At 70.5% G+C, this 26,275-nt stretch carries 25 protein-coding genes and 1 tRNA gene; 10 read left to right on the plus strand and 16 right to left on the minus strand.

All coding sequences use genetic code 11. The annotated features are described in order from the left end of the window. The 3 genes from BR39_RS0109495 to chpT form a co-directional block, all read right to left on the minus strand. Positions 1-813, minus strand: a complete 813-nt coding sequence (locus BR39_RS0109495; protein WP_029910475.1) for a protein-glutamate O-methyltransferase CheR — start codon at positions 811-813, stop codon at positions 1-3. Continuing rightward, positions 810-1,187, minus strand: a complete 378-nt coding sequence (locus BR39_RS0109500) for a response regulator (protein ID WP_197026670.1) — start codon at positions 1,185-1,187, stop codon at positions 810-812. The genes BR39_RS0109495 and BR39_RS0109500 overlap by 4 nt, the downstream gene beginning before the upstream one ends. An 83-nt stretch (positions 1,188-1,270) precedes the next feature. Continuing rightward, positions 1,271-1,948 (minus strand): histidine phosphotransferase ChpT, encoded by a 678-nt coding sequence (gene chpT, locus BR39_RS0109505; RefSeq protein ID WP_029910481.1) that lies wholly within the window; start codon positions 1,946-1,948, stop codon positions 1,271-1,273. Between the two features lie 96 nt (positions 1,949-2,044). On the opposite strand from chpT, the gene BR39_RS0109510 reads away from it, so the two are divergent. After that, positions 2,045-2,230: a DUF3553 domain-containing protein gene (locus tag BR39_RS0109510; RefSeq protein WP_029910484.1), complete on the plus strand. Its 186-nt coding sequence runs from the start codon at positions 2,045-2,047 to the stop codon at positions 2,228-2,230. Continuing rightward, positions 2,231-3,007, plus strand: coding sequence for a 3'(2'),5'-bisphosphate nucleotidase CysQ (cysQ, locus tag BR39_RS0109515; RefSeq protein WP_029910487.1), 777 nt, complete (start codon positions 2,231-2,233; stop codon positions 3,005-3,007). Here the strand turns inward: cysQ and BR39_RS0109520 are convergent. Together BR39_RS0109520 and BR39_RS0109525 are read right to left on the minus strand one after the other, a co-directional pair. Further along, positions 3,004-3,954, minus strand: coding sequence for an EF-hand domain-containing protein (locus tag BR39_RS0109520; RefSeq protein ID WP_029910490.1), 951 nt, complete (start codon positions 3,952-3,954; stop codon positions 3,004-3,006). The genes cysQ and BR39_RS0109520 overlap by 4 nt on opposite strands. Positions 3,955-4,013: 59 nt before the next feature. Beyond that, a complete protein-coding gene (locus BR39_RS0109525) occupies positions 4,014-4,844 on the minus strand; it encodes a helix-turn-helix domain-containing protein (RefSeq protein ID WP_051695361.1) in 831 nt (276 codons plus the stop codon). 123 nt (positions 4,845-4,967) lie between these two features. On the opposite strand from BR39_RS0109525, the gene BR39_RS0109530 reads away from it, so the two are divergent. Further along, positions 4,968-5,951, plus strand: a complete 984-nt coding sequence (locus tag BR39_RS0109530; protein WP_029910497.1) for an alpha/beta fold hydrolase — start codon at positions 4,968-4,970, stop codon at positions 5,949-5,951. A 147-nt stretch (positions 5,952-6,098) separates the two neighbouring features. Here BR39_RS0109530 and BR39_RS25265 read toward each other — a convergent pair whose 3' ends face one another. From BR39_RS25265 to BR39_RS0109545, 3 genes are all read right to left on the minus strand, one after another. Then, a complete protein-coding gene (locus BR39_RS25265; protein ID WP_051695364.1) occupies positions 6,099-6,674 on the minus strand; it encodes a hypothetical protein in 576 nt (191 codons plus the stop codon). A gap of 149 nt (positions 6,675-6,823) precedes the next feature. Next, positions 6,824-6,899, minus strand: a tRNA-Ala gene (locus BR39_RS0109540). A 192-nt stretch (positions 6,900-7,091) separates the two neighbouring features. Continuing rightward, positions 7,092-7,559 (minus strand): TIGR02300 family protein, encoded by a 468-nt coding sequence (locus tag BR39_RS0109545; RefSeq protein ID WP_029910500.1) that lies wholly within the window; start codon positions 7,557-7,559, stop codon positions 7,092-7,094. A gap of 116 nt (positions 7,560-7,675) precedes the next feature. Here BR39_RS0109545 and aroA point away from each other — a divergent pair, with 116 nt between their 5' ends. The 6 genes from aroA to mscL all read left to right on the plus strand — a co-directional run bounded on the left by aroA (position 7,676) and on the right by mscL (position 14,550). After that, the gene (aroA, locus tag BR39_RS0109550) at positions 7,676-9,007 is read left to right on the plus strand and encodes a 3-phosphoshikimate 1-carboxyvinyltransferase (protein ID WP_029910502.1); all 1,332 of its coding nucleotides are present in this window, start codon (positions 7,676-7,678) and stop codon (positions 9,005-9,007) included. 4 nt (positions 9,008-9,011) lie between these two features. Continuing rightward, positions 9,012-9,662, plus strand: coding sequence for a (d)CMP kinase (cmk, locus tag BR39_RS0109555; RefSeq protein ID WP_029910504.1), 651 nt, complete (start codon positions 9,012-9,014; stop codon positions 9,660-9,662). Positions 9,663-9,796: 134 nt separating this feature from the next. Further along, entirely contained in the window at positions 9,797-11,506 is a 1,710-nt protein-coding gene (gene rpsA / locus BR39_RS0109560; RefSeq protein WP_029910506.1) for a 30S ribosomal protein S1, read from the plus strand. A 142-nt stretch (positions 11,507-11,648) separates the two neighbouring features. Beyond that, a complete protein-coding gene (locus BR39_RS0109565) occupies positions 11,649-13,616 on the plus strand; it encodes a DUF3857 domain-containing protein (protein ID WP_029910508.1) in 1,968 nt (655 codons plus the stop codon). Positions 13,617-13,760: 144 nt separating this feature from the next. After that, positions 13,761-14,045 (plus strand): integration host factor subunit beta, encoded by a 285-nt coding sequence (locus tag BR39_RS0109570; RefSeq protein WP_007676040.1) that lies wholly within the window; start codon positions 13,761-13,763, stop codon positions 14,043-14,045. An 85-nt stretch (positions 14,046-14,130) separates the two neighbouring features. Next, positions 14,131-14,550, plus strand: a complete 420-nt coding sequence (gene mscL, locus BR39_RS0109575; protein ID WP_029910513.1) for a large-conductance mechanosensitive channel protein MscL — start codon at positions 14,131-14,133, stop codon at positions 14,548-14,550. A gap of 148 nt (positions 14,551-14,698) precedes the next feature. Here the strand turns inward: mscL and BR39_RS0109580 are convergent, their stop codons facing one another. From BR39_RS0109580 to BR39_RS0109615, 8 genes are all read right to left on the minus strand, one after another. Next, complete coding sequence (locus BR39_RS0109580; protein WP_029910517.1) at positions 14,699-15,931, minus strand: NAD(P)/FAD-dependent oxidoreductase; 1,233 nt, start codon at positions 15,929-15,931, stop codon at positions 14,699-14,701. A gap of 25 nt (positions 15,932-15,956) precedes the next feature. Further along, positions 15,957-16,775, minus strand: a complete 819-nt coding sequence (locus BR39_RS0109585; protein WP_029910520.1) for a TIGR00730 family Rossman fold protein — start codon at positions 16,773-16,775, stop codon at positions 15,957-15,959. A 93-nt stretch (positions 16,776-16,868) separates the two neighbouring features. Beyond that, positions 16,869-19,739 (minus strand): pitrilysin family protein, encoded by a 2,871-nt coding sequence (locus BR39_RS0109590; protein ID WP_029910523.1) that lies wholly within the window; start codon positions 19,737-19,739, stop codon positions 16,869-16,871. Between the two features lie 73 nt (positions 19,740-19,812). After that, a complete protein-coding gene (locus tag BR39_RS0109595; protein WP_029910526.1) occupies positions 19,813-21,465 on the minus strand; it encodes a DUF4166 domain-containing protein in 1,653 nt (550 codons plus the stop codon). Positions 21,466-21,475: 10 nt separating this feature from the next. Further along, positions 21,476-21,925: a thiol-disulfide oxidoreductase DCC family protein gene (locus BR39_RS0109600; RefSeq protein WP_029910530.1), complete on the minus strand. Its 450-nt coding sequence runs from the start codon at positions 21,923-21,925 to the stop codon at positions 21,476-21,478. Then, positions 21,922-22,527 (minus strand): SRPBCC family protein, encoded by a 606-nt coding sequence (locus BR39_RS0109605; protein ID WP_029910532.1) that lies wholly within the window; start codon positions 22,525-22,527, stop codon positions 21,922-21,924. The genes BR39_RS0109600 and BR39_RS0109605 overlap by 4 nt, the downstream gene beginning before the upstream one ends. Positions 22,528-22,562: 35 nt before the next feature. Then, entirely contained in the window at positions 22,563-24,503 is a 1,941-nt protein-coding gene (acs, locus tag BR39_RS0109610) for an acetate--CoA ligase (RefSeq protein ID WP_029910536.1), read from the minus strand. 219 nt (positions 24,504-24,722) lie between these two features. Continuing rightward, entirely contained in the window at positions 24,723-25,382 is a 660-nt protein-coding gene (locus tag BR39_RS0109615) for a peroxiredoxin (RefSeq protein WP_029910539.1), read from the minus strand. Between the two features lie 124 nt (positions 25,383-25,506). Between BR39_RS0109615 and BR39_RS0109620 the strand changes: the two genes are divergently transcribed. Beyond that, the gene (locus BR39_RS0109620) at positions 25,507-26,256 is read left to right on the plus strand and encodes a creatininase family protein (protein WP_029910542.1); all 750 of its coding nucleotides are present in this window, start codon (positions 25,507-25,509) and stop codon (positions 26,254-26,256) included. The last annotated feature ends 19 nt before the right edge of the window (positions 26,257-26,275 follow it).

The following is a 26,275-nucleotide window of genomic DNA, read 5'->3' on the forward strand; positions in this document are numbered from 1 at the left end:
TCAGGCCGCGGCGCGGGTGAACAGGCCGGCGCGTCCGGCGATGGCCCGCACGGCGCCGGTGACGCCCTCCAGGGACTCGCCGCTGCCGACCAGCAGCACGCCGTCGTCCTCGAGCCGCGCGGCCAGGCTCTCGATCACCCGGCCGTGCAGGCTGGGGTCCAGGCCGGGCAGGACGTTGCGCAGCAGGATGACGTCGAACTTGCCCATCGAGGACAGGTCGGCCAGCAGGTTAATCCGCCGCCAGCGCACGGCCTGGCGGATGCGCGGGCTGATCGCCCACATCTCGTCCTGGTTCTCGAAGTGCTTGACCAGCAGCCGGATCGGCAGGCCGCGCTGCACCTCGAACTGGGTGTAGAGGCCGCTCTGGGCCTTCTCCAGGCAGCGGTCGGACAGGTCGGAGCCGAAGAACTCGAACCGGGCGCCGGGCGCCAGGTCGCGAGCCTCCTCGGCGGTCATGGCCAGGGAATAGACCTCCTGGCCGGTCGAGCAGGCGGCGCTCCAGATCCGGATCGGCCGCTTGCGCACCAGCTTGGACAGGGTCGGCAGCAGCTCGTCGCGCAGCTGGGCGAAGACCTCGCGGTCGCGGAAGAAGGCGGTCTCGTTCAAGGTCAGGGCCTCGACGACCGCCCAGATCAGCCGCTCCTCGCGGTGGGCGCGCAGGGCGGCGACAATCGCGTCGATCGACTCGAAGCCTTCGCGGCGCGCCAGGGGGTTGAGCCGGCTCTCGACCAGATAGGCCTTGTCGCTCTCGATCCGCAGGCCGGCGCGCTGGCGGGCCAGGGCGGACAGCAGGTCCATGTCCTCGGGCGTCACAGCAGGCCCGCCTCGGCGAATTTCGCCGCGATGATGTCGCCGTCGAACGGTTTCATGATGTATTCGTCCGCGCCGGCGTCCAGCGCCTCGCGGATGGCCTCGATCTTGTTCTCGACGGTGCAGAAGACCACGGTCGGACCCTGTCCGCCCGGCTCCTGGCGCAGATGGCGCAGGAACTCGATCCCGTTCATCACCGGCATGTTCCAGTCCAGGAGCACGGCGTCAGGCATCGCGGCCCGGCACCAGGCCAGGGCTTCCAAGCCATCCGCGGCCTCGGCGATCTCGAAGCCTATGTCTTCCAGGACGCGCCGGGCGACTTTGCGGATCACCCGGCTGTCGTCGACGACGAGACAGGTCTTCACGGCACGCTCCACTCCAATCCCCCCAGCTTGCCGCCGAGGGTGTTAAGGAGCGGTGACGGCGGGGCCGTTCCGAGGGGATTATCGCCAGAAAAAGATCAGGCGGGGACCCAGGCGGCCAGGGTGACCTGGTCCTCGCCCAGCTCGACGCCGATCTGGCCTCCGGCCGCCCGGACCAGGGCGTTCAGATAGGCCGCCTGCACCCAGGGGCCGCCCAGGCCCTCGGCCAGAGGCTCGCCCTTCAGGCCGGCCAGGATTTCGGGACGAAGGCGGGCGCGCGGGCCGGCGGCGTCGGCGGTGATCGCCACCCGGTCGCCCGTGACCACGGCCCGCAGCGTCGCCTTGCCGCCGGCCGGCAGGGCGCTGGCGGCGATCTGGGCGATGTTGAGGATGGCGCGGGCGCTGGCCTTGTTCATGGTCGACGGCGGGATCGCCCACTCCAGCGTCGGGCGCACATGGGCGAACACGCCCTGGGCCAGCTTCTCCAGCTCGCGGGAGTCGAAGTTCTCGGCCGAGGCGGAGGCGCCGAACGCCACCCGCGTGAACTGCAGCAGATCGGCCAGCTTGCGGGCGCTGGACGAGATCAGGCTCATGGCGTCCTCGCGCATGTCCTGGGCCGAGGGGTCTTCCAGCAGGTCCAGGCCCGAGACGATGGCGCTGGCCGGGCTGATGAAGTCGTGACAGAGGCGCGCGGCCACCAGGGCGGCGAAGTCGGGGCCGTTGACGTTCAGCTCGGGAGCGTCAGCGGGAGCGGCAGGGGCGGCGGCGTCGGTCATGGCGCGATCTTTGGCGTGATTTGGCGGTTTGGCAAACGCCGCCGGACGAAACGGGGGCTGGTTTACCGGGGTTCGGCGGCCTATCAGGGGCCCGTCATGGATCCCTTCATCGAACCCGGCGTCCTCGTGCGCCATCCGGACCGCCCCGACTGGGGCCTGGGCCAGGTGCAGTCGGTGATCGGCCATCGCGTGACCGTCAATTTCGAAGACGCCGGCAAGCACACCATCGACGCGACGCGCGTCACCCTGGTCTTTGTCGGCGACGACCCTCGGGGAAGCTGAATGAGCTACACCAACCTGGCCGACTACGGCCGCGACCTGGCGACGATCGTCGAGGCGGCGGCGGAGGTCATACTGCCGTTCTGGCGCACCGAGCTGGACGTGGTCCGCAAGGCCGACGAGAGCCCGGTGACCGAGGCCGACAAGGCCGGCGAGCGGCTGATCCTGGCCCGGCTGGCCGAGCGTTTCCCGGACATCACCGCGATCTCGGAGGAGCACGCCAGCGAGTTCGGCACGCCCGAGTCCGTCGGCCCGCGCTTCTTCCTGGTCGATCCGGTCGACGGCACCAAGGCCTTCGTGCGCGGCGATCCCAACTTCACGGTCAATATCGGCCTGATCGACCACGGTGTTCCGGTGGCCGGCGCGATCTGCGCCCCGGCCACCGGCGAGGTCTGGTTCACTTCGGCGCAGGGCGTGCTCAAGCGCGAGGCTCCTGGCGGCGCCGAGACCCGGGTCCAGGCCCGGCCGTGGCCCGAGGGCCAGGCCCTGGCCCTGGTCAGCCACACCATGAAGGAGGAGCGGGCGGCCGAGCTGGCGGCCCAGTACGGCTTCTCGCTGCGCGCCCCGATGGACAGCTCGATCAAGCTGGTCCGCATCGCCGAGGGCGCGGCCGACATCTATCCGCGCCACGGGCCGACCATGGAATGGGACACCGCCGCCGGCCACGCCATCCTGGCCGCCGCCGGCGGCCGCTTCACCACGCCCGAAGGCGAGGTCTTCACCTACGGCAAGGCCGATCAGGGCTTCCGCAACGGCTGGTTCGTGGCGCGCGGGGCCTAGGCCGTCCGGTTCAGGGCGCCGCCCAGTTCGGAGGCCGTGCGGTCGCTGAGGCTGTCCATGGTCGACCGCAGCAGGCGGGCCAGCAGGATCTCACCGGCCGTCGGCGCTCCGGGGTCGTCGGCCGCGCCCAGCTTGAAGAGCCGCGGCTGCGCCTGGACAGCCGCGCGCAGTTCGTCGACGGACAGCTTCGCGTCGCCGTCGCGATCGGCCGATCGCATCAGGTCGTCGACGGACCCCGTGTCGAGGTCCTGGGCCTTGGCCGCCGCCGCCAGTTCCCCGGCCGACACGCCGCCGTCGCCATCGCCGTCGGCCGCCGCGCTCAGGACGCCGACGGCCTGGCCGGAGTCGCCGATCCGGCGGATTTCCGGCGCCGCGGCGAGCTTGGCCGCCAGCTCGTCGACGGACAGCCGCCCGTCCTTGTCGGCGTCGGTCCAGCCGAACCTGTCGGCGTTGACCTTCTCGACCGGGTCCCAGACCGCCTTGCCGTCCGCGCCGATCCGGCCGGAGCCGACCCTGGTCGAGGCGATGGCGGCGTATTCGTCGAGGGACAGCGCGCCGTCGCCGTCGGCGTCCGCGCGCGAGACCAGCCAGCCCGCGACGCCCTTCTCGTCCTGGACGCCCAGCAGGGTCTGCAGGTTCTCGCGGTCCAGCAGCCTGGACGCGCCGAACTCGCCGACGTCCAGGGCGCCGTCGCCGTTGCGGTCGAACGCCGAGACCAGGGCCTGCTTGTCGGCAAGCTTGTCCTGGCCGTTATTGCCGAGCTTGGCGATCTCGTCCGCCGAGACCTTGCCGTCCTGGTCGGCGTCGAACGCCTTGAACACCTGGTCCTTGACCGCGAGCTGCATAGCCCCGCCGGCGATATCGTAGGCTTTCGGGAGCGAGACCCGGTTTTCGCGCAGGAAGGCCCGCAGGTCGGCGGTCGCCCCGCCGGTGACGCTGATGTCCATCGCTCGTCCTCCTGTCGGGGCGAACGCAGCAAGTTCGGCGCCAGAGGTTGTATCGGGGCCTAGGCGTCCTTTTCCGCCAGGCTTCGGCAGAAGGCCGCCGTCTCGTCGTCGGCCGGGTACATGCACTCGATCCGCAGCTCTTCCAGCGTGATGTCGCGCGAGGTGCCGAAGGTGGTCAGGGTCGAGAAGAAGGTCAGGCGGCGGTCGCCCTTGCGGAAGGTGACGGTCATCAGCGGCAGGGGCGTGGCCCCCAGTTCGCGGTGCTCCCAGCGGGCCGGCACGTCGGGATAGGCCAGCACCTCGTCCAGCAGGGCGCGGGACGTCTTGTCGGTGGCCGCCTCGTGATGCAGGTGGCCGATCAGGTCGCCCGCCACCTCCTCCCAGTTCTCGACGAAGGGCCGCATGTCGGCCGGGTCGAAGACCTGGCGCATGATGTTGCCGTGCGGCTGGGCTCCGTCGCGCAGCCAGCCGAACACCCGCAGCAGGCCCTGACTGGTCATCAGCACGTCCCAGTGCCGGTTCACCACGAAGGCGGGATAGGGCTCGTGCTGGGCCAGGATGCAGTCGATGGCCCGGCGCATCAGCGCCATCTGCGGGTCCGACAGCGGGGTCTCGCGATAGCCGGGCGCGTAGCCGGCCACCACCAGCAGGGCGTTGCGGTCGCGCATGGGCATGTCCAGCGCCCCGGCCAGCAGGGCGACCAGCTCGCGGCTGGGCCGGGCCTTGCCGGTTTCCACATAGCTGAGGTGGCGGGTCGAGATCCCGGCCTCCAGCGCCAGATCCATCTGGCTCATCCGCCGGGCGGCGCGCCACTGGCGCAGCAGGTCGCCCAGCGGGTGTTCGTTCCCGGCGGGGGCGGAGCGGGGCGGGGGCGAGGTCATGGTGTTCATAACCTCACTCTAACCGGCCGGGGCATGATCGCCATAACCTGCCAGGTCATGGAGCCGGTGATCCGGCGCTCCTAGTCCTTCGGCGAACCGGAGCCGCCGCGCTCCCGCCCAAAGGATCGGACCATGCAAAGACGACAGTTCCTGACCGCCGCGACGGGCCTGGCGACCTTGGCCGCAGCCGGCGCCGACGCCGGCGCGGCCTGGGCCGAAGGCGCCCCGCCCCGCGCCGAGGACGACGCCAAGGCCGCCCGCGCCTGGAACGCCGACCGCCGCCGCCTGCCCACAAAGTTCGGCGATATCGCCTATGTCGAGCGCGGGGCCGGGCCGGTCGCCCTGTTCCTGCACGGCTTCCCGCTGAACGGCTTCCAATGGCGGGGCGCCTTCGATCGCCTGTCGCCGCATCGCCGCTGCATCGCGCCGGACTCCCTGGGCCTGGGCTTCACCCGCGTGGCCCCGGGCCAGGGCGTGGCGCCATCCGACCAGGCCGACATGCTGGCGGCCTTCCTCGACGCCCTGAAGATCGCCACGGTCGACCTGGTGGCCAACGACAGCGGCGGGGCGGTGGCCCAGATCTTCGTCACCCGCTTCCCGCAACGGGTCCGCACCCTGCTGCTGACCAATTGCGACGTCGAGCCCGACAGCCCGCCGCCGGCCCTGCAGCCGGTGCTGGCCCTGGCGCGGGAGGGGACCTATCCCGATCAGTGGCTGGTTCCGTGGTTCAAGGACCCCAAGTTGGCGCGTTCGCCGGAAGGCTTCGGCGGCATGTGCTTCTCCGACCCCAGCCAGCCCACCGACGCGGCGATCGCCATGTATTTCGGCCCGCTGGTCGCCACGGCGGCCAGCAAGGCCCTGGTCAACGCCTACACCCTGGGGCTGGACCCCAATCCCCTGGCGGGGATCGAGGCGTCCCTGCGGCGGTGCGCGGTCCCGACCCGCATCGTCTGGGGCATGGCCGACGACATCTTCGACAAGCGCAGCCCCGACTACCTGGCCGCGATCCTGCCGAACGCCAAGGGCGTGCGCCGCCTGCCCAAGGCCAAGCTGTTCTGGCCGGAGGAATATCCGGACGTGGTGGCCGAGGAAGCGTTGAGGCTGTGGGGCGGGTGAACGCCTAAATCCGCTCATCCCGGCGAATGCCGGGACCCAGATCCAATAGCGGTGTGACTGATTGGAAGGGCTCACCGTTCGAGGAACCCGCCTCAAAGCCATTCCATCTGGGTCCCGGCATTCGCCGGGATGAGCGGATAAAAATGCTCAGCGCTTCTTCGGCTTGGCCGCGGGCTTCGCCGCCGCCGGCAGGGTCACGCCCAGCGGGGCCGCCGGCGGCTTGCAGTGCATCTGCAGGCCCACGCCCTTCAGGTAGCCGCGCCGGATCGAGCCGGCCAGGATCGCCGCCTGGACCTCGTTGGCGTTCTTCTCGGCCCCGCTCAGCTTGCGGACCCAGGAACGCAGCGGGGTGAGGCCATGGACCACCGTCTCGCCGATCTCGGTCGCCGACATGCCGGTCTTGAGCTTGGTGGATTCGGCGTCGAGGTCGGGCTGCAGTTCGGCGTCCAGGGCGTCGACCGCGTCGAAGATCGTCTTGCAGCTGAGCGGCGAGGGCAGGGCGTAGGCGTCCTTGCGGGCGTCGATCAGCACCTGCGGGATCTTGTCCTTGATCACGCCCACGTCCTTGAGCGGCGAGGCGGCCACCTTCGAGGCGTCCTCTCCGATCTGCTGGACCTTGGACGGCTCGGTCTGGGCCAGGGCCGGGGTCGCCAGCAGCAGGGCCGCGGCGCAAACGAGAGGGCCGGCGAGGGCGGGACGGGAAAACGGTTTGATAGGTCGCATGAACAGGCCTCCGAACACGGAAGCACTCTGACCGGCAAACCGATGCAGGGCGACGTCGTTTTTTACCGTGGAGGTTGCGTCCGCGATTTCGCCGCCGAACCGGGCGCCGGACATGGAAACGGCCGCTCCCTTTAGGGAAGCGGCCGCTTTGGTGGAGCTAAGCGGAGTCGAACCGCTGACCTCTTGAATGCCATTCAAGCGCTCTACCAGCTGAGCTATAGCCCCAAGGTTTTCCCAAGTTTTCCCGGCGGGAAGCGTTGGTATTCCTCAGTTTCTCCGGCGGTTCCGAGTGGGTGGCCCCCGAAGAGGCGCGGAACCTATGCCGGGAGGATTTTTGGATCAACCCTCCCGGCGAACTTTTTTCGGAAAATTTTTCGGACCGTTGTTCGATCAATTTTCCGAAGAGGGCGGACGACCTCAGTCGTCGTCGTCCGCGCCCGGCAGACCTTCGATTTCGTCGTCGAGGACGTCTTCGTCGTCTTCGTCCTCGAGGAACGGAACGTCGTCGGCTTCGTCCTCGGCGAGATCCTCGTCTTCCGAGAAGTCGACGCCCAGGTCGTCGCCGCCCGGAGCCGGCGCGACGGTGGGATCGCTGTCGTCGTCGTCGGTCTCGACGACTTCCTCGGCGGCCTCGTCGATTTCCGGGGTCTCATCGACCTCGTCCTCGTAGCCGTCGACCTCCTTCGGCGCGACGACTTCCTTCTCGTCGTCGGCGTCGTAGTCCGGCGTGACGGCGCGGGCGCGCACGCGGCGCGACTTCAGGGCCTCTTCAGGATCGAACGTCTCGCCGCATTTGGGGCACACGGCCGGGCGGCGGTTCAGATCGTAGAACTTCGATTGGCAGTTGGGGCAAATCTGTTTTGCGCCCAATTCGGGATTGGCCAAGGCGGCGACCCTTTGATCCAGATGGGAAAAGCGGCCGGTCACTTGCCATGACGAGGGGCCGCTGTCAAAAGCAAACCCCTCGCGAAAACCACCATGACCAAGGAGCCGGTTTCGGCATGACGACGGCTGGACTGAAGAGCACGCCCGGCGGAGCCTTGCGTGGAACCGTTCGGGCCCCCGGTGACAAGTCGATTTCGCACCGTTCGATGATCCTGGGCGCCCTGGCGTCGGGCACCACCACGGTCGAGGGTCTGCTGGAGGGCGCCGACGTCCTGGCGACCGCCCAGGCCATGCGTCACTTCGGCGCGCGGGTCGAGCAGGAGGGCGTGGGTCGCTGGCGGATCGAGGGCCAGGGCGGCTTCGTCGAGCCGTCGGACGTGGTCGACTGCGGCAACGCCGGCACCGGCGTGCGCCTGATCATGGGCGCGGCGGCGGGGTTCCCGCTGTGCGCCACCTTCACCGGCGACAATTCCCTGCGCGGCCGGCCGATGGGCCGGGTCCTGGACCCGCTGGCCCGCATGGGCGCCACCTGGCTGGGCCGCGACAAGGGCCGCCTGCCGCTGACCCTGAAGGGCGGCAACCTGCGCGGGCTGTCCTACAAGCTGCCGATGGCCTCGGCCCAGGTGAAGTCGGCCGTGCTGCTGGCCGGCCTGCACGCCGAGGGCGGGGTCGAGGTGATCGAGCCGGAGGCCACCCGCGACCACACCGAGCGCATGCTGCGGGCCTTCGGGGCCGAGGTGATCGTCGAGGATCGCGACGGTGCGCGCCACATCCGCCTGCCCGCCGGCCAGAAGCTGACCGGAACCCACGTGGCCGTGCCGGGCGACCCGTCGTCGGCGGCCTTCCCGCTGGTGGCCGGCCTGATCGTCCCCGGCTCGGAAGTGACGGTCGAGGGCGTGATGCTCAACGAGCTGCGCACGGGCCTGTTCACGACGCTGCAGGAGATGGGCGCGGACCTGGTGATCGCGAACGTCCGCGAGTCCAGCGGCGAGCAGGTCGGCGACATCACCGCCCGCTACTCCCCGGACATGAAGGGCGTCGTGGTGCCGCCCGAGCGCGCGCCGGCGATGATCGACGAATATCCGATCCTGGCGGTGGCCGCGGCCTTCGCCGAGGGTTCGACCGTCATGCGCGGCATCGGCGAGATGCGCGTCAAGGAAAGCGACCGCATCGCCCTGACGGCGGCCGGCCTGAAGGCCTGCGGCGTCACGGTCGAGGAAGAGCCCGAGGGCATGACCGTCATCGGCACGGCCCGCGCCAACCATCCGGTGCGCGGCGGCGGCAAGGTGATCACCCACGGCGATCACCGCATCGCCATGAGCCACCTGATCCTGGGCATGGCCGCGCAGGAACCCGTCGAGATCGACGAGCCCGGCATGATCGCCACCAGCTTCCCCGGTTTCGCCGAGCTGATGCGCGGCCTGGGCGGCTCGATCGCCGAGGCCTAGGGCGATGGCTTTCGTCATCGCCGTCGACGGTCCCGCCGCCTCGGGCAAGGGCACGGTCGCCTCGCGCCTGGCCGAGCTCTACGGCTATCCGATGCTGGACACCGGCCTGCTCTACCGCGCCGTGGGCGTGCGTCTGCTGGACGCCCACGGTGACCTGGACGACGCTGTCGCGGCCGAGGCCGCCGCGCGGGGCCTGGACCTGGCCGAGCTGGAGAACCCGGCGGTTCGCACCCGCCACGCCGGCGAGGCCGCCAGCCGGGTGGCCGTGCATCCCGGCGTGCGCAAGGCCCTGTTCGACCTGCAGCGCGACTTCGCCCTGCGCGAGCCCGGCAGCGTCATCGACGGCCGCGACATCGGCACGGTCATCGCCCCCGAGGCCCCGGCCAAGCTGTTCGTCACCGCCAGCCCCGAGGTCCGCGCCGACCGCCGCTGGAAGCAGCTGGTCGGCCAGGGCGAGGCCGTGACCTTCGACGAGATCCTGGCCGATATCCGGAAGCGCGACGAGCGCGACGGCGGCCGGGCCAGCGCGCCGATGACGCAGGCTCCCGACGCCGTCTTGCTTGATACGTCGGAAATGACTATATCCCAGGCCTTCGATGCGGCCCGCCGCATCGTCGAGACGGCGCGCGCCCGGTGGGGAAACCCCAAGGGCTAATCCACCGCCCGCCTCGCCGCCGCTCAGGACGCGGTGGTTCGCATCCGAAAAATCTCACAACCCGGAATCCCGAGAACCGTCATCCGACGGCGCTCACCGCAGGGCTTCCCACAACCTAGAGACCAAAGATCAGCATGGCTGACGATATGAGCTTCAACCCCACGCGCGACGATTTCGAAGCGCTCCTCAACGACTCCATGGGCGGCCGCGACTTCGCTGAAGGCACCGTCGTCAAGGGCAAGGTCGTTGGGATCGAGAAGGACTTCGCGATCATCGACGTCGGTCTGAAGACCGAAGGCCGCGTCCAGCTGAAGGAATTCGGCGTCGACGAGACCGGCAAGGCCACCGTGAAGGTCGGCGACACCGTCGAAGTCTTCCTGGAACGCCTCGAAAACGCCCTGGGCGAAGCGGTCATCAGCCGCGAAAAGGCCAAGCGCGAAGAAGCCTGGACCCGTCTGGAAGGCGTCTACGCCAAGAACGAGCCCGTGCTCGGCGCCATCGTCGGCCGCGTCAAGGGCGGCTTCACCGTCGACCTGGGCGGCGCCTCGGCCTTCCTGCCCGGCTCGCAAGTCGACATCCGCCCGGTGCGCGACGTCGGCCCGCTCATGGGCAAGGAACAGCCCTTCGCCATCCTCAAGATGGACCGTCCGCGCGGCAACATCGTCGTCTCGCGTCGCGCCATCCTGGAAGAAGCCCGCGCCGAGCAGCGCACCGAACTGGTGTCGCAGCTGCAAGAGGGTGAAATCCGCGAAGGCGTCGTCAAGAACATCACCGACTACGGTGCGTTCGTCGACCTGGGCGGCATCGACGGCCTGCTGCACGTCACCGACATGAGCTGGAAGCGCGTCAACCACCCGAGCCAAGTGCTCGCCGTGGGCGACACCGTGAAGGTCCAGATCGTCAAGATCAACCCGGACACCCAGCGCATCAGCCTCGGCATGAAGCAGCTGCAGTCGGATCCGTGGGACGGCGTTGAAGCCAAGTACCCGGTCGGCGCCAAGTTCACGGGCCGCATCACCAACATCACCGACTACGGCGCCTTCGTGGAGCTGGAAGCCGGCGTTGAAGGCCTGGTGCACGTCTCGGAAATGTCCTGGACCAAGAAGAACGTCCACCCCGGCAAGATCGTCTCGACCTCGCAGGAAGTCGACGTGGTCGTGCTGGACGTCGATCCGTCCAAGCGCCGCGTTTCGCTGGGCCTGAAGCAGGCCCTGGCCAACCCGTGGGATTCCTTCCTGGAAACCCACCCGGTCGGCTCGACCGTCGAAGGCGAAGTCAAGAACGCGACCGAATTCGGTCTGTTCATCGGCCTCGACAACGACATCGACGGCATGGTGCACCTGTCGGACATCGACTGGAGCGCGTCGGGCGAAGAAGCCATGGCCCGCTACAAGAAGGGCGACATCGTCAAGGCCAAGGTCCTGGACGTCGACGTCGAGAAGGAACGCATCTCGCTGGGCATCAAGCAGCTGGGCGGCGATCCGATGTCGGGCGACACCTACCGCAAGGGCCAGACCGTGACCGTCACCGTGACCGAAGTCACGACCGGCGGCATCGAAGTGCGCTTCGGCGAGGACGACGCCCAGATGACCGCGTTCATCCGCAAGTCGGACCTGTCGCGCGACCGTCAGGAACAGCGCCCCGAGCGCTTCGCCGTGGGTGACCGCGTCGACGCTCAGATCACCAACATCGACAAGGCGGCTCGCCGCGTCTCGATGTCGATCAAGTCGCTGGAAATGGCCGAAGAGAAGGAAGCCATCGAGCAGTTCGGCTCGTCGGACTCCGGCGCTTCGCTGGGCGACATCCTGGGCGCGGCCCTGCGCGAGCGGGCCACCAAGGACTAAGCTTCGCTTACCTGCGAAGACTAGAGCTTAGAGACGGCGGCCGGAGCGATCCGGCCGCCGTTTTCTTTTGCCCGCAAGCTTGCTGCGACGGCTTAAGGTTGTGGTGCGCGCGTACGCGCCGCGTGGCTTTGGGGGCGTCGTCGTGCTGAAATCCTTGGCGGCCGCGGCCGCGATCCTCGCCTGGGGTCTGTTCGGCGCGGGCTCGGCCCTGGCGGACGACAAGCCGATCTACGCCCCGCCGGCCAAGTGGGTGCAGCCGGCCCCGATCCCCGCCGCGCCGGACGAGACCCCGCCGCCGGCCATCCAGACCCTGCTGGACGACAACCAGGCCTTCGCCGACGCCCAGGGGATCACCTACTACAACCGCCGGGTCGTGCGGATCACCAAGCCCGAGGGCCTGGCGTCGTCAGGCTCGCGGTCCATGACCTGGGATCCCGACCGCGAAACCCTGACCCTGCACGGCCTGTCCATCGTGCGGAACGGCCAGACGATCGACCTGCTCAAGGGCGGCAAGGACGTGCTGGTCCTGCGGCGCGAGAAGAACATGGAGCGGGCCATGCTGGACGGACGGATGACCGCCAGCATCCAGCTCAACGACCTGCAGGTCGGCGACGTCGTCGACTGGTCCTACAGCCTCAAGCACAGCGAGCCGCTGTTCGGCGGCGCCAGCAACGATTCCGAGCGCATGGCGTGGTCGGGCGTGGCCTCGCGCTATCGCGTGCGGCTGATCTGGCCCGACGGCGTTCCCATGGCCTGGAAGGTGATGCCCGCCTTCCCCGAACCCAGGCTCCTGGCCGCCGGCAAGACCCACGAGCTGCTGGTCGACGTCGCCAACGCCACCGCGCCCAAGCCGCCGGTCGGCGCGCCGACGCGGTTCCTGCGCGTGGGCCAGCTGGAGGCCTCGACCTTCCGCAGCTGGGACGAGATCTCGGCCCGCATGGCGCCGCTGTTCGCCGAGGCCTCGACCCTGTCGGCCGACTCGCCCCTCAAGGCCGAGGCGGCCGCGATCGCCGCCGCCAGCCAGGACCCCAAGGTCAGGGCCTTTGCGGCCCTGCAACTGGTCGAGGACAAGACCCGCTACCTGTTCCTGGGCATGGGCGACGGCGGCTATCGCCCCACCCCGGCCGACCTGACCTGGTCGCGGCGCTTCGGCGACTGCAAGGCCAAGACCGCCCTGCTCTTGGCCCTGCTGCGCGAGCTGGGCGTCCCGGCCGAGCCGGTGCTGGTGTCGACGGGCGGCGGCGACGGCCTGGACCAGCGCACGCCCAGCGCCGCCCAGTTCAACCACGTCCTGGTGCGGGCCCGCATCGACGGCGCGGTCTACTGGCTGGACGGCACCCGCACGGGAGACCGCGGCGGCCTTTCGACCCTGCGCCCGCCCGGCTATCGTTGGGGCTTGCCCATCCAGGCGAGCGGGACCGGCCTGGTCGAGATCGAGCAGCCGCCGCTGACCGCGCCGGACAGCGATCTGACCTTGCGCATCGACGCCTCGGCCGGCCTCGACGCGCCGGCCCCCACCACGATGACCATGATCGTCCGCGGCGACGCCGCGCGGTCGATGGCGCGGGTGACCGAGGCCGCCAGCCGCCCCGACGTCGAGCGCGCCCTCAAGCAGGGCCTGTCCTCGGGCCTCAGCTGGATCGAGTTCAAGACCGTCGACTGGGCTCGCGCCGACGACGGGACCATGACCCTGACCCTCACGGGCGACGCCACCCTGGACTGGCGCCTCAACGACGACCTGGGCGTGCGCGAGTTCCAGATCCCGGGCACGGGCGACGGCCAGGCCAAGGCCCTGCCTCGCCGCGAGCCGGGGCCGAACAGCGAGGCGCCCTACGCCGTGGCCTATCCGACCTTCTCGCGGACGGTGACCGAGATCGTCGTGCCGCGCGCCGGCGCGGGGTTCAGCGTCAAGGGCCCTAACAGCGACGAGACGATCGGCGGAGCCCGCAGCGTCCAGACCAGCGTGCTGTCCGGCGGTGTGGCCCGGTTCGAGCGGACGACCTCCAGCCAGGTCCGGGAAATCCCGTTCGCCGCGGCCGAGGAGACCAACCGGCAGCTGCGCAAGGCGGCGTCGGAAGCCAAGATCGTCCGGGCGCCGAAGGGGCTTTGAGGTCGCCGTGGCCTGTCGCCTGCCCGACTCAAAAGCCCGCGTTAGGCAAGCTTTCCCCTTGAAGACTCAGGCTTGCTTGGGCAAAGGTCGCACGCGCGTCGGGCCCTCTCCCCCTAGGGCTGCTTTGGCGCGTCGGGGATATCGATGATCAAGTCCGAACTCATCGCCAGGCTCGCGAACGAGAATCCGCACCTGACCCAGAAGGATGTCGAGCGCGTCGTCGGCGTCATTCTCGAACGCATGATCGGTGCGCTGGAAGAAGGGGGCCGCGTGGAGCTCCGGGGCTTCGGCGCCCTTTCGGTGCGCTCGCGCCCGGCCCGCGCCGGCCGCAACCCCCGCACCGGCGAGACCGTCGACGTGCGCGCCAAGCATGTGCCGTTCTTCAAGAGCGGCAAGGAACTGCGCGGCCGCCTGAACGCCGACGAATAGACCCCCACGAGCCGATCCCCGGGCGCTTGACCCCCGGAGGCGAACGCGTTCAGCTCTTCCGACCCCCAGTCGGAAGAGGTTCGGCATGAGCATCGTCAAGGAATTCCGCGAATTCATCGCGCGCGGCAACGTCATCGATCTGGCCGTCGGCGTGATCATCGGCGCGGCCTTCAACTCGATCGTCAAGAGCCTGGTCGACGGCGTGATCATGCCCCCCATCGGCCTGGCGACCGGCGGACTGGACTTCTCGAAGCTGCAGTGGGTGCTCAGGCCCGAGAACCCGGCGACCGAGACGGTCGAGCTGGTGGCGATCCAGTACGGCGCCTTCATCAACACCGTGATCCAGTTCCTGATCGTGGCGCTGGTGGTGTTCCTGCTGGTCAAGCTGGTCAACCAGATCCGCCGCGCCGAAGCCGGCGACCCCGCGCCCGAAGCGCCGCCGGCGCCGACGCCGGAGGAGAAGCTGCTGACCGAGATCCGGGATTTGCTGGCGAAGAAGGGCTAGACCCTTTGATCCGCTCATCCCGGCGAATGCCGGGACCCGGATGGAATGGCTTTGAGGCTGACGCCATAAGCGCTGAGTTCTTCCAACTCGCCACATCGCTATGGGATCTGGGCCCCGGCATTCGCCGGGATGAGCGGAGGTTCGGGTTTTAGACCCCCAACGCCGCCAGCACCTCCCGCGCCGCCCGTTCACCCGTCTCCCACGCCCCGTGGGCCGTCGAGAACGCATGGGGCGAGCACGCCTCGCCGGCGAAGAACAGCCGCCCGTCCACCGGCGCGGCCAGGACGGCGCGCTCGCCGGACCGGCCGGGCAGGGCGTGGGAGTAGGAGCCGCCGGCCCAGGGATCGGACGCCCAGGCGGTCTTGGCCAGCACCGACACCCGGCTTCGCAGGCCCGAGCCGTAGACGCCGACCAGTTCCTCGATGGCGAAGGCGGCCGACGCGCCCGGGCCTTCGGCCTCGAGGGCGCGGGCGTGGGCCCCGCCGAAGAAGGCCTCGATGATCGGCCGCCCCAGCGGGCGCAGGTGATAGGCGCCCGTCGCCGTACGGTCGGGCGCGCCATAGACCATGGACTCGGCCGCGAAGGCCTCGGGCTCGTCCAACTTCAGGAACACCTTGTCGGCCACGCCCAGCGGCAGGCCCTCGGCGGCGGCCAGCTTGGCGGGAAGCTCGGGCAGGATGCGCAGGCCTCCGGCCGCCAGGACGGCCGTGGGGACGCAGATGACGGCCGCCCGGGCCTGGACCACGCCCTTGGGCGTCTCCAGCCTCAGGCGCGGGCCGTCGTGGCGCAGCAGCGACACCGGGCAGCCGTCGAGGATGCGCACGCCCTGGGGCGCCAGGCCGGTGATGCCGGTCCCATAGCCCTCGACCACCCGCCAGTTGACCTCGCTGTCGTCGTAGGCGGCGTAGTCCTTGACCGAGACCAGGTCGAACGCCTCGCCGTTGTAGTAGCTGCTGAAGGCGTTCAGCAGCGGGTTCCAGGGGGCGCCGGGCTCCAGCAGGTCCGAGGCCGGCCGGTCCGCCGGTTCCCGGGCCGCGACCTCCACCCGTTCGTCGAACGCCGCGAAGGCCGCGCCGTAGGCCTGGCGCTCCTCGGCGGTCAGGGTGGGCGTGGCCTGGGGGCTGGCCCAGGGCGGCGGGGTCTTGTCGATGGTCAGGCCCGAGGCGGCGATCGGCGCGACCAGGGGGTTGCGGTCGGCCGAGTGCAGCCACTCGCAGCCCAGGTCCAGGCGCAGGCCGGCCAGGGGCACGGTGTGGGCGCGGCCGCCGATGCGGTCCTGGGCCTCCAGCACCGCCACGTTCAGCGGCGCGGCCGCCAGGGTCCGGGCGGCGGACAGGCCGGCGGCGCCGGCCCCGATGATGGCGACGTCGATGTCTGTCATGGGATTCCCGTCTTGGGGACCTCGGTCACGAAACGGCCGGCTCGGCCACGGGCGCCTGTTCGGGCTCCAGCTCGATGGACTCGCCGGGCTTGAGGCCGCAGGCCAGCAGGCTGGACCACACCGTCTCGGCGCTCTCGGCGAAGCGGAAGAGCTCCAGGTCGGCGGCGTTGATCATGCCGTGCTCGACCAGGGCGTCGAAATTGACCACCGAGCGCCAGTAGGCCTCGTCGAACAGCACGATGGGGATGCGCGGCGCCTTGTCGGTCTGGCGCAGGGTCAGGATTTCGAACAGCTCGTCGAAGGTGCCGAAGCCGCCGGGGAACACCACCAGGGCGTTGGCCCGCATCGCCAGGTGCATCTTGCGCATGGCGAAGTAGTGGAAGCGGAACGACAGGTCCGGCGTGGCGTAGGGATTGGGCCGCTGCTCGTGCGGCAGGGTGATGTTGAAGCCCACCGAGGGGGCGCCGGCGTCGAAGGCCCCGCGGTTGGCCGCCTCCATCACGCCGGGGCCGCCGCCCGTGGCGATGACGTTGTCGTGCACCCCGTCGCTGGCGTGGATGGCCCCGCCGCGCTCGGAGGCGATGCGGCCGAAGCGCCGGGCCTCGGCGTACCAGCGGGCCTGGCTTCCGGGCCCGTCCTCGCGCACTCGGGCGCTGCCGAACACCACGATGGTCGAGCGCACGCCCCAGGCCTTGAGCGCCTCGTCGGCCTTGGCGAACTCCAGCAGGAACCGCACGCCCCGCATGGATTCGCCCAGCAGGAAGTCCTGGTCCAGCGCCGCCAGCCGGTACGACGGCGAGGCCATCTGGTCGGTTGGTTCGGGGATGCTGGTGTGGTCGCTCATCTGGTGCTCCGAACGCGTTGCCCCCCGAAGCCTCCATAGCCCGAGCCGCCCGGTGGGGACATGCCCTTGGCGTGTCCCCACCGGGCTTAGGGGCTACTTTGCCTTCTTCGGCGTCGGAGCCTTCTTCAGCGTCGGGCTGTCCAGGTCCAGCTGGTCGATCGGGATCTGCACGGCGCCGGGCAGGGCCGTCCTGACGTCGGCGCCCATGGTCTTGGCGTCGCCGACCACGATCACGCTGGCCTGGGCCGGGTCGAGCACGGCCTTGGAGAAGGCCTGGACGTCGGCGGCGCTGACCGCCTCGACCTTGCCCGTATAGGCCTGGATCTCGTTCAGCGGCACGCCGTAGATCGCCAGGTTGCCCAGGATGTCGGCCAGGCCGCCCGAGGTGCCCAGGTCGCGGCCGAAGTCGCCCACCAGCACCGACTTGCGGGCCGCCAGCTCGGCGCTCGAGGCCGGTTCGGCGGCCAGGCGGGTCAGCTCGCCCTTGACCAGCCCCACCACCTGGGCGGCGGACTCGTTCTTGGTCTGGACGCTGGCCGAGAAGCCGCCGATGGCCGCGCGCGGCGACAGGCTGGAGCCGGCGCCGTACGACAGGCCGCGCTTGATGCGGATCTCCTGGTTCAGGCGCGACGAGTAGCCGCCGCCCAGCACGCCGTTGGCCACCAGGCCGGCGTAGTAGCGGGGGTCGGCGCGCAGGATGGCCGGCTTGGTCACCGTGACCGCGGCCTGGCCCGTGCCGGGCAGGTCGATGATGACGTTCTTGGCCGTGTAGCCGGTCGGACCCTTGACCGGGGCCGGCGGCGGACCGGCGGGCTTGGCCCAGCCGCCGAACGCGTCTTGCGCCAAGGCGAAGCCCTGTTCGGGCGTGAGGTCGCCGGTCAGCACCAGGATGGCGTTGTCCGGGCGCCAGTTGGCGGCGTGGGTCTTGACCAGGGCGTCGCGCTGGATCTTCGGCAGCGAGTCGGGCGTGCCGCCCGCCACATGGCCGAAGCCCGAGCCGGCGTAGATCACGGTGGGCACGACGAAGCCGGCCACGGCCCCGGGCCGCTGGTAGCTGACCGACAGGCCGTCCAGGGCCTCGGTCTTCACGCGCTCCAGCTCGTCGGCCTTGAAGGTCGGGTTCTGGGCGACGTCGGCCATGATCGCCAGGCCCTGCGGGGCCTTGTCGGCGATGACGCTGAGGGTCAGGGACGAGGCCTCCCAGCCCGAGCCGGCCTCCAGATTGGCGCCCAGGGCCTCGGTGGCGGCGGCCACCTGGGTGGCGGTGCGGGTCTTGGTGCCCTCGGTCAGCAGCTCGGCGGTCATGGCCGAGACGCCCGCCAGGCCGGCCGGGTCCGAGCCCGAGCCGCCGCGCACGGTCAGGTCGGCGGTGATCAGCGGCAGGTCGCTGGACTTGGCGACGATCACCCGCAGGCCGTTGGCCAGGGTCTTCTCGACCGGCGCGGGCAGGACCGGCGACACCGGCGCGCCGGGGGCGGGCGGAGCCACGCGCTGCCCTTCCGGCGCCAGGGCGGTGACCGGCCCGCTGTAGGTCACCGAGGCCACCTTCGGCGGGGCGGGGAACGGGTCGGGCGCGCCGGCCGGCTTGGCCGATTCCGGCAGGTAGCGGACCGTCACCTTGCGGTCGTCGGCCAGGTACTTGGCGGCCACGCGCTGGACGTCGGCGGCGGTCACCGCCTGCAGGGCGGCCAGGTCGGTGTTGGCCCGCTCGGCGTCGCCCTCGGTGCGCAGGGCATATCCAAGCGCGAAGGCGCGGCCGTCGATGGTCTCGCGGCCGCGCACGGCGTCGGCCAGCAGTCCGGCCTTGGCCTCGGCCAGCTCGGCCTCGGTGGGCGGGGTCGTGCGCAGCTTGGCGACCTGGGCGCTCAGCGACGCCTCGCCCTGCTCGACCGTCTTGCCGCCGGCCATGACGGCGCCGACGTAGAACAGGCCCGGCTGGGCGTTGCTGGGCGCGGACGAGAAGATCTGCTGGGCGATCTTCTGGTCGTAGACTAGGCTGTCATAGAGCCGCGACGACTTGCCGGCCGACAGGACGGCGTCCAGCACCGCCAGGGCGGGGACGTCCGGATCGGCGGCGGCCGGGGCCAGCCAGGTCATGGCCACGGCCGGCAGCGGCACGTTGGGACCGTAGGTGGTGACGACCTTGGAGGCGGTGCGGGCCGGCTCGACCACGGTCACCTGTTTGATCGGCGCGGCGGGGACCTTCAGCGGCGCGAAATACTGGTCGATCCAGGCGTTCAGCTGCGCCTCGTCGAAATTGCCGACCACGATCAGGGCGGCGTTGTCGGGGCGGTAGTATTCCTGGTGGAAGGCGCGCACGTCGTCGACCGTGGCCGCGTCCAGCTCCTCGATCGAGCCGATGCCCGGGCGGTGGTAGGGGTGCTTGTCGAACGAGGCCTTGGTGATGTTCAGGGCGAAGAAGCGGCCGTAGGGATTGGCCAGCACCCGTTGGCGCAGCTCTTCCTTGACCACGTCGCGCTCGGACTTGAACACCGCCTCGTCGATGACCAGCGAACCCAGGCGCTCGCTCTCGGCCCACAGCAGCCGCTGCAGGTGGTTGGCCGGCACGACCTCGTAATAGTTGGTGAAGTCGTCGTAGGTGGAGGCGTTGTTGAACCCGCCCACGTCCTCGGTCAGCCGGTCGAAGAACTCGTTGGGCATGTTGCGCGTCGACTTGAACATCAGGTGTTCGAAGAGGTGCGCGAAGCCGGACCGGCCCTCGGGGTCGTCCTTGCTGCCCACCCCGTACCAGACCTGCACCGTCACGTTCGGCGTGGTCGCGTCGCGCGAGGTGTAGACCTTCAGGCCGTTGGCCAGGGTGCGCTGCTTGTAGACGATCGGCGGCACGGCCACGCCGGCCGTCGCCGCCGGAGCCGGCTTGGTCTGGGCATGGACGAGCGGGGAGAGGGCGGTGGTCGAGAGGGCCAGCGCGACGAGGGCGGCCTTGGCGGCGGGACGGATCATGAGGGACGGCGCTCCGGAAACGGCAAGCCGCGACCCTAGCATCCGGTACCGGGGCGCCAAGCTTACCGTCTTGTCATGAAAGCCGTCCGGCATAGCCGAAGATCACGCCCAGCCACGGATGGGCGACCAGGACGCGGAAGCGGTAGACGCCGTCGCGCGCGAAGGTCCGGGCCCGGACGCGCGGCGCCCAGGCGCGGGGCAGGGGAAGGGGCCCCGCCCGCCAGCCGTCGAAGATCCACGAGAAGCCGCCCGGATAGGGCGCGGCGGTGAACCGGAAGGTCAGGGGCGCGACGGTCTCCTCGAAGGTCCAGGGATCGCCCCGGGTCGGCCGGATCACCGAGCCGAAGGTGCGGTCGCCGAACCGGCGGGTCCAGCGCTCGCCGCCGTCCGTCGGCGCGATCGTCACCGTCGTCGCGTGCAGGCCGGCCGGCGGCATGCCCTGCAGCCGGCGGACCAGGGCGGGCAGGCCGGGCGCGCCGCGGCCTCGGGCCTGTCCGGTCAGGGTGACGGGCGCGACGCCGGCATGGGCGTGGCGGACGCCCTCGGGCAGGACCGGCCAGGCCTCGCCCAGCAGGCGGGGGAAGAGGCCCGGCGCGTCCGGGCGCTGGCGCTCCAGCCCGGTGCGGATCGGCAGGTCGCGCAGCGGACGCAGGATGGCCTCGAGATCGACCAGGCCGACGCAGGGCGCGGCGCGGGGCTGACCCAGGCGGCCGTCGAGCAAGGCCCGCAGGACCGCCGCCGCGGGGGCGGCCGGGGTGTGCGGCCCCGCGCCGGCCTCGGCCCACAGGCCCCAGCGCGCCAGGCGATGGATGCCGTCCGCGTCCAGTCCCTCGGCCTCGACCACCATGCCGCCCCGGTCCGAGCCGAGCGGCGCGACCAGGCCCGCCGCCCCGCTGAGCAGGACGGCCAGGGGCTCGAGCGTCGAGACCAGGCCCATCCACCGAAGCCCGCTCAGCGCCCACAGGCCCAGGTGCAGGACGGGCAGCTCCAGCCCGGCCCGGAAGACCGCGTCGCGGCGGACGTGGAACCGGGCGGGCAGCAGGTCGAGGTCGGGCGTTTCAGCCAGGCTGGTCCAGCGTCGGCCCAGGCCCGGGAAGGCGGTGCGGCGCGGGCCGCTCCAGCCGGGGCGGGTGGTCCAGCGCCCCTGGGCGAACACCCGCACCGGCGCCCCGGCCCAGGCCAGGATGGCGCGGACCACCGAGAGTCCTCGGGGAGCTCGCGCGCCCGGTGAGATCGCGGCTTCCACCCGGTCGATCCGGGTCCAGCCGGCGGTCAGGACGTCCAGCGCGGCGTGGCTGAGGGCCGGGGTCGAGCTGGCGCCGGTGATCGCCCAGCGTCCGGCGGCGCGCGCCGCGTCGTCCAGCGCCGCCGGGAAGCCGGCCACGAAGTCGCGGGCGTCGGCCAGGTCGACATAGTGGGCGCGGGCCGCCAGCACGGCGCGAGGGAAGGCGTGGTCCTGGCCCTGGAACGGTCCGGCGGCGTCGATCACCGCCCACGGGGCCAGGGCCGGCAGGCCCCTGGGGTCCAGGCGATCCAGGCGGGCGAGCTCGATCCTCGCGGCGGGCCTGGTTGCGGCCAGGTCGGCGGCCACGGCTTCCAGCCGGGACAGGTCGCGGGCCGCCAGCACCAGGACGATGTCCGGCCAGCGGGCGATCATCGCCGCCAGGCGTCGGCCGAAGACGCCGCTGGCGCCGACCAGGACGATGCGTCTGGACCCGGCGGTCATGACGTCGTCTTCATCGAAGAGGGGGCTCCAGCACGAAGCGGGCCTTCTGCTCGGGCGTGGGCAGCATGCAGGTCGAGCGCTTGCCCATCAGCCGGTAGCGGTTGGCGGCCAGCCAGTCGTAGGCGCCGTCCAGCCAGGACCTCGGCAGGACGCCGACGACCGCCAGCCACGACCAGGGCCAGCCCAGTCGGCGCAGCAGGGCCAGCACCGCCGCGCTCTTCTCCAGCGCCAGGCCGCGATCGAGGAACAGGAAGCTGGTCGGCTGGTCCGGGTCGATGCCGTGCTCCAGGGCCAGCCGCCGCCCGTAGGCCGACTGGATCGGGGTGAAGCGGATCAGGCCCTTGCGGTCGATGGCCAGCACCGCCCGGACCGAGCCCGAGCACAGGTTGCAGACGCCGTCGAACAGCCACAGCGCGTCAGGGATGGGCGCGTCGGGCGCTCCCACGTCTTCTGGACTCATCGCGCCGCCGCCACGCTCTCGCGGCGCAGGGCCCGCAGGGCGGCGGGCACGTCGCGGCGCATGGCCATGGTCGTCACGCCGTTGGGCAGGCCGAAGGGCGCGGTGGCCCGGTTCTCATAGGTCACGCGGGTGGCCTTGCCGCCCTCGCGCGGCTCCAGAAGCCACTGGCCCTCGCAGTCCTTGATGTCGCCCGCCTCGCAGCGGAACGTGATCCGCCGATAGGGCTCCAGGGTCAGGCGCGAGGTCGAGTGCAGGGCCGGCAGCAGGAAGCTCCACTTGACCACGTGCTCGCGCAGTTCCACCCGGTCGCCGGCGTCGCGCGACAGCACCCGGCAGCTCTTGACGCTGGGGGTCATGCGGGCGGCCCGGTCGCAGTCGAGGATGGCGGCCCAGACCGTCTCCGGCGGGGCGGCGATGTCGATCATCGCCCGCACCTGACCGCCCCGGCCGCTGGGGTCGGTGTGGGCCTCCAGCGCGACCTCGCCGCTCTCGATCTTGTGCAGCCAGTCGGGGTTGGGCTCCTGGGCCCTGTTGTCCCGCGCCATGGCGGCCGCGGGGGCCGCCAGGACGAGGAACGCGACGACGAAGGCTCGGCCAAGCATGGGCCGAGCCTAGCCGAGTTTCCCGCCCTAGCGCATCAGGCCTTGGCCCTATTTTTCACCAGATCGTCGACCACCGACGGGTCGGCCAGGGTCGAGGTGTCGCCCAGGCTGCCCAGCTCGTTCTCGGCGATCTTGCGCAGGATGCGGCGCATGATCTTGCCCGAGCGGGTCTTGGGCAGGCCCGGCGCCCACTGCAGGACGTCCGGGGCGGCGAACGGCCCGATCTCCTGGCGCACCCAGAGGATCAGGTCCTTGCGCAGCTGGTCGGTGGCCTCGACGCCCGACTTCAGGGTGACGTAGGCGTAGACGCCCTGGCCCTTGATGTCGTGCGGATAGCCGACCACGGCCGCCTCGGCGACGGTGTCGTGGGCGACCAGGGCGCTCTCGATCTCGGCCGTGCCCAGGCGGTGGCCCGAGACGTTGATCACATCGTCCACCCGGCCGGTGATCCAGTAGTAGCCGTCGGCGTCGCGGCGGCAGCCGTCGCCGGTGAAGTACTTGCCCGGATAGGCCGAGAAATAGGTGTCGAAGAAGCGGCCATGATCGCCGTAGACCGTGCGCATCTGGCCCGGCCAGCTGTCGGTGATGACCAGGTTGCCCTCGGTCGCCCCCTCCAGGACCTTGCCCTCGGCGTCGACCAGCTGGAGCTTGACGCCCGGCAGGGGTTTGGTGGCCGAGCCCGGCTTGAGGGCCGTGGCGCCGGGCAGGGGCGACACGAGGATGCCGCCGGTCTCGGTCTGCCACCAGGTGTCGACGATCGGCAGGCGGTCCTTGCCGACCACGCGGTGGTACCAGAGCCAGGCTTCCGGATTGATCGGCTCGCCGACGCTGCCCAGCAGGCGCAGGGACGAAAGGTCGTTCCTGGTCACCCAGTCGTCGCCCTCGCGCATCAGGGCGCGCAGGGCCGTGGGGGCGGTGTAGAAGATCTCGACCTTGTGCTTGTCGATCACCTCCCAGAAGCGGGCGGGGGTCGGATAGTTGGGCACGCCCTCGAAGATCAGGCTGGTCCCGCCGTTGGCCAGCGGACCGTAGACGACGTAGCTGTGGCCGGTGACCCAGCCGACGTCGGCCGTGCACCAGAAGACCTCTCCGCGGCGGTAGTCGAACACGACCTCGTGGGTCCAGCTGGCCCAGGCCAGGTAGCCGCCGGTGGTGTGCAGCACGCCCTTGGGCTTCCCCGTCGAGCCGGAGGTGTAGAGGATGAACAGCGGGTCCTCGGCGTTCATCGGCTCGGGCTCGCAATCGGCCGAGACGGTGTCCTTGACGTCGTCCCAGACGATGTCGCGGCCGTGGACCAGCGGCACGTCCGCGCCCGTCCAGCGCACCATCAGCACCTTGCCCACCCAGGGGCAGTGCTCCAGGGCCTTGTCGATATTGGCCTTCAGCGGCACGCGCTTGCCGCCGCGACGGCCCTCGTCGGCGGTGATCACGAACCGCGAGGCGCAGTCCTGGATGCGGCCGGCGATCGAGTCCGGCGAGAAGCCGCCGAACACCACCGAGTGGATCGCCCCGATCCGCGCGCAGGCCAGCATGGCCGCGGCCGCCAGCGGGATCATCGGCAGGTAGATGGTGACCCGGTCGCCCTTCTGGACGCCCTCGGCCTTCAGCACGTTGGCCATCCGGCAGACCTGCTCGTGCAGCTCGCCGTAGGTGACCTTGAACGAAACGCCCGGCTCGTCGCCCTCGAACACCAGGGCCACGTCGTCCTTGCGGTGCGGCAGGTGGCGGTCGATGCAGTTGGCGCTGACGTTCAGCACGCCGTCGGCGTACCAGTGGATGCGGAAGTCGTCCTTGGCGTAGGAGACGTCCTTGATCTTCGTCGGGGCCTGGATCCAGTCCAGCCGCCCGGCCAGGTCGCGCCAATAGCCCTCGGGGTCGGCCTCGATCCGCGCCAGCGCGGCCTCATAGCCGGCGGCGTCGATATGGGCCTTGCCCGCCCAGTCGTCGGGAACCGGAAAAACCTGTCCGTCGCTCACGCCGTCTACTCCCTTAGGCTTGTTGCGGCGGAGTTATGCGCGGCGGTGTGGCGGAAGCAAGAAGACCAATAGTGTTTTTCAGCCTGTTCAGGTCCTCCCCCTGTGGGGAGGTGTCGGCGAAGCCGACGGAGGGGGGAGTGATCCGGCCGCTCGGCACTATCCCCCCACCGATCGCTTCGCGATCGCCTCCCCCAGAGGGGGAGGGCCTGGGTGCATGCCTCACCCCGGCTGCTTGGTCGTCCGCAGATAGGGCTTGTGGGTGGTCCAACCCGCCGGGAACAGGCTCTTGGCGTCCTCGTCGCTGACGGCGGGCACGATGATCACGTCCTGGCCCTGATTCCAGTCGGCGGGCGTGGCCACCTTGTGGGCGGCGGTCAGCTGCATGGAGTCGATGACCCGCAGGATCTCGTCGAAGTTGCGGCCCGTGGTCATCGGATAGACCAGGATCAGCTTGATGGTCTTGTCGGGCGCGATGATGAAGACGTTGCGCACCGTGGCGTTGTTGGCGGCGGTCCGGCCGTCCGAGCCGCCCGCTGTGTCGGCCGGCAGCATGCCGTAGAGCTTGGACACCTTCAGGTCGGTGTCGCCGATCATCGGGAAGTTCGGGGCGGTCCCTTGCGTCTCGGCGATGTCGGCGGCCCACTTGGCGTGGTTCTCCACCGGGTCGACCGACAGGCCGATCACCTTGACGCCGCGCCTGTCGAACTCGGGCTTCAGGCGCGCCACGGTTCCCAGCTCGGTGGTGCAGACCGGGGTGAAGTCCTTGGGGTGCGAGAACAGCACCACCCACTTGCCGTCGGCCCAGTCGTGGAAGTGGATCGGGCCCTCGGTGGTGTCCTGGGTGAAGTCGGGCGCGATGTCGCCGAGCTTGAGCGTCATGGCTGTCTCTCCTGGCCGCAAGAATGGGGTCGGCTTCACCCGGGGATGGGCGTAAAGCCGTCCTCAGTTTGTAGGCGCGCGCCCTCCCCAGCGCCGCCCAGGATTTCTCGCGGAGTTTCCAGCCATGCTGCTCGCCCTTTCGACCTGGCCCGAGATCGAGGCTTACCTGGCGACCTCGAAGACGGTGGTGGTGCCGATCGGGTCCAACGAGCAGCACGGTCCCACGGGCCTCCTGGGCACCGACTGGCTGTGCCCGGAGATCATCTCGCACGAGGCTTCGAAGCTTTCGGACACGGTGCTGGTGGCCCCGACCTTCAATGTCGGCATGGCCCAGCATCACCTGGCCTTCCCGGGCACCATCTTCCTGCGGCCCTCGACCTTCATCGCCGCGATCGGCGACTGGGTGCGCTCGCTGGGCGCCCACGGCTTCGAGAAGATCTATTTCCTGAACGGCCACGGCGGCAACGTGGCCTCGATCGAGGCGGCGTTCTCGGAGATCTACGCCGAGTACAGCTTCCGCAAGGAACGCGCGCCCTTCGCCCTGAAGCTGAAGAACTGGTGGGACCTGAAGGGCGTGATGGGCCTGGCCAACCAGCAGTTCCCGACCGGCCACGGCAGCCATGCGACGCCGTCGGAGATCGCGGTGACCCAATGGGGCTATCCCGACACCATCAAGACCGTCGACTATTCGCCGAAGATCGCGCCGACCGGCCCGATCCGCGAGGCCCTGGACTTCCGCGCCCGCTACGCCGACGGCCGCATGGGTTCGGACCCGGCCCAGGCCACGCCCGAGAAGGGCGGGGCGCTGGTGGCCCAGGCGGCCAAGTCGCTGATCGAGGATTTGGCCGAGTTCTCGGCGGAGGCGCGGGTCTAGGTCGTGGATGGGGACAGGC

Source organism: Caulobacter sp. UNC358MFTsu5.1, from assembly GCF_000712075.1.
Classification (GTDB): domain Bacteria; phylum Pseudomonadota; class Alphaproteobacteria; order Caulobacterales; family Caulobacteraceae; genus Caulobacter.

Excerpts from the sequence above, each read along its gene's own strand:
- chpT (WP_029910481.1), bottom strand. The coding sequence starts at position 1,948 with ATGACCGACGCCGCCGCCCCTGCCGCTCCCGCTGACGCTCCCGAGCTG.
- BR39_RS0109510 (WP_029910484.1), top strand. The coding sequence starts at position 2,045 with ATGGATCCCTTCATCGAACCCGGCGTCCTCGTGCGCCATCCGGACCGC.
- cysQ (WP_029910487.1), top strand. The coding sequence starts at position 2,231 with ATGAGCTACACCAACCTGGCCGACTACGGCCGCGACCTGGCGACGATC.
- BR39_RS0109520 (WP_029910490.1), bottom strand. The coding sequence starts at position 3,954 with ATGGACATCAGCGTCACCGGCGGGGCGACCGCCGACCTGCGGGCCTTC.
- BR39_RS0109525 (WP_051695361.1), bottom strand. The coding sequence starts at position 4,844 with ATGAACACCATGACCTCGCCCCCGCCCCGCTCCGCCCCCGCCGGGAAC.
- BR39_RS0109530 (WP_029910497.1), top strand. The coding sequence starts at position 4,968 with ATGCAAAGACGACAGTTCCTGACCGCCGCGACGGGCCTGGCGACCTTG.
- BR39_RS25265 (WP_051695364.1), bottom strand. The coding sequence starts at position 6,674 with ATGCGACCTATCAAACCGTTTTCCCGTCCCGCCCTCGCCGGCCCTCTC.
- aroA (WP_029910502.1), top strand. The coding sequence starts at position 7,676 with ATGACGACGGCTGGACTGAAGAGCACGCCCGGCGGAGCCTTGCGTGGA.
- cmk (WP_029910504.1), top strand. The coding sequence starts at position 9,012 with ATGGCTTTCGTCATCGCCGTCGACGGTCCCGCCGCCTCGGGCAAGGGC.
- rpsA (WP_029910506.1), top strand. The coding sequence starts at position 9,797 with ATGGCTGACGATATGAGCTTCAACCCCACGCGCGACGATTTCGAAGCG.
- BR39_RS0109570 (WP_007676040.1), top strand. The coding sequence starts at position 13,761 with ATGATCAAGTCCGAACTCATCGCCAGGCTCGCGAACGAGAATCCGCAC.
- mscL (WP_029910513.1), top strand. The coding sequence starts at position 14,131 with ATGAGCATCGTCAAGGAATTCCGCGAATTCATCGCGCGCGGCAACGTC.
- BR39_RS0109580 (WP_029910517.1), bottom strand. The coding sequence starts at position 15,931 with ATGACAGACATCGACGTCGCCATCATCGGGGCCGGCGCCGCCGGCCTG.
- BR39_RS0109585 (WP_029910520.1), bottom strand. The coding sequence starts at position 16,775 with ATGAGCGACCACACCAGCATCCCCGAACCAACCGACCAGATGGCCTCG.
- BR39_RS0109590 (WP_029910523.1), bottom strand. The coding sequence starts at position 19,739 with ATGATCCGTCCCGCCGCCAAGGCCGCCCTCGTCGCGCTGGCCCTCTCG.
- BR39_RS0109595 (WP_029910526.1), bottom strand. The coding sequence starts at position 21,465 with ATGACCGCCGGGTCCAGACGCATCGTCCTGGTCGGCGCCAGCGGCGTC.
- BR39_RS0109600 (WP_029910530.1), bottom strand. The coding sequence starts at position 21,925 with ATGAGTCCAGAAGACGTGGGAGCGCCCGACGCGCCCATCCCTGACGCG.
- BR39_RS0109605 (WP_029910532.1), bottom strand. The coding sequence starts at position 22,527 with ATGCTTGGCCGAGCCTTCGTCGTCGCGTTCCTCGTCCTGGCGGCCCCC.
- BR39_RS0109615 (WP_029910539.1), bottom strand. The coding sequence starts at position 25,382 with ATGACGCTCAAGCTCGGCGACATCGCGCCCGACTTCACCCAGGACACC.
- BR39_RS0109620 (WP_029910542.1), top strand. The coding sequence starts at position 25,507 with ATGCTGCTCGCCCTTTCGACCTGGCCCGAGATCGAGGCTTACCTGGCG.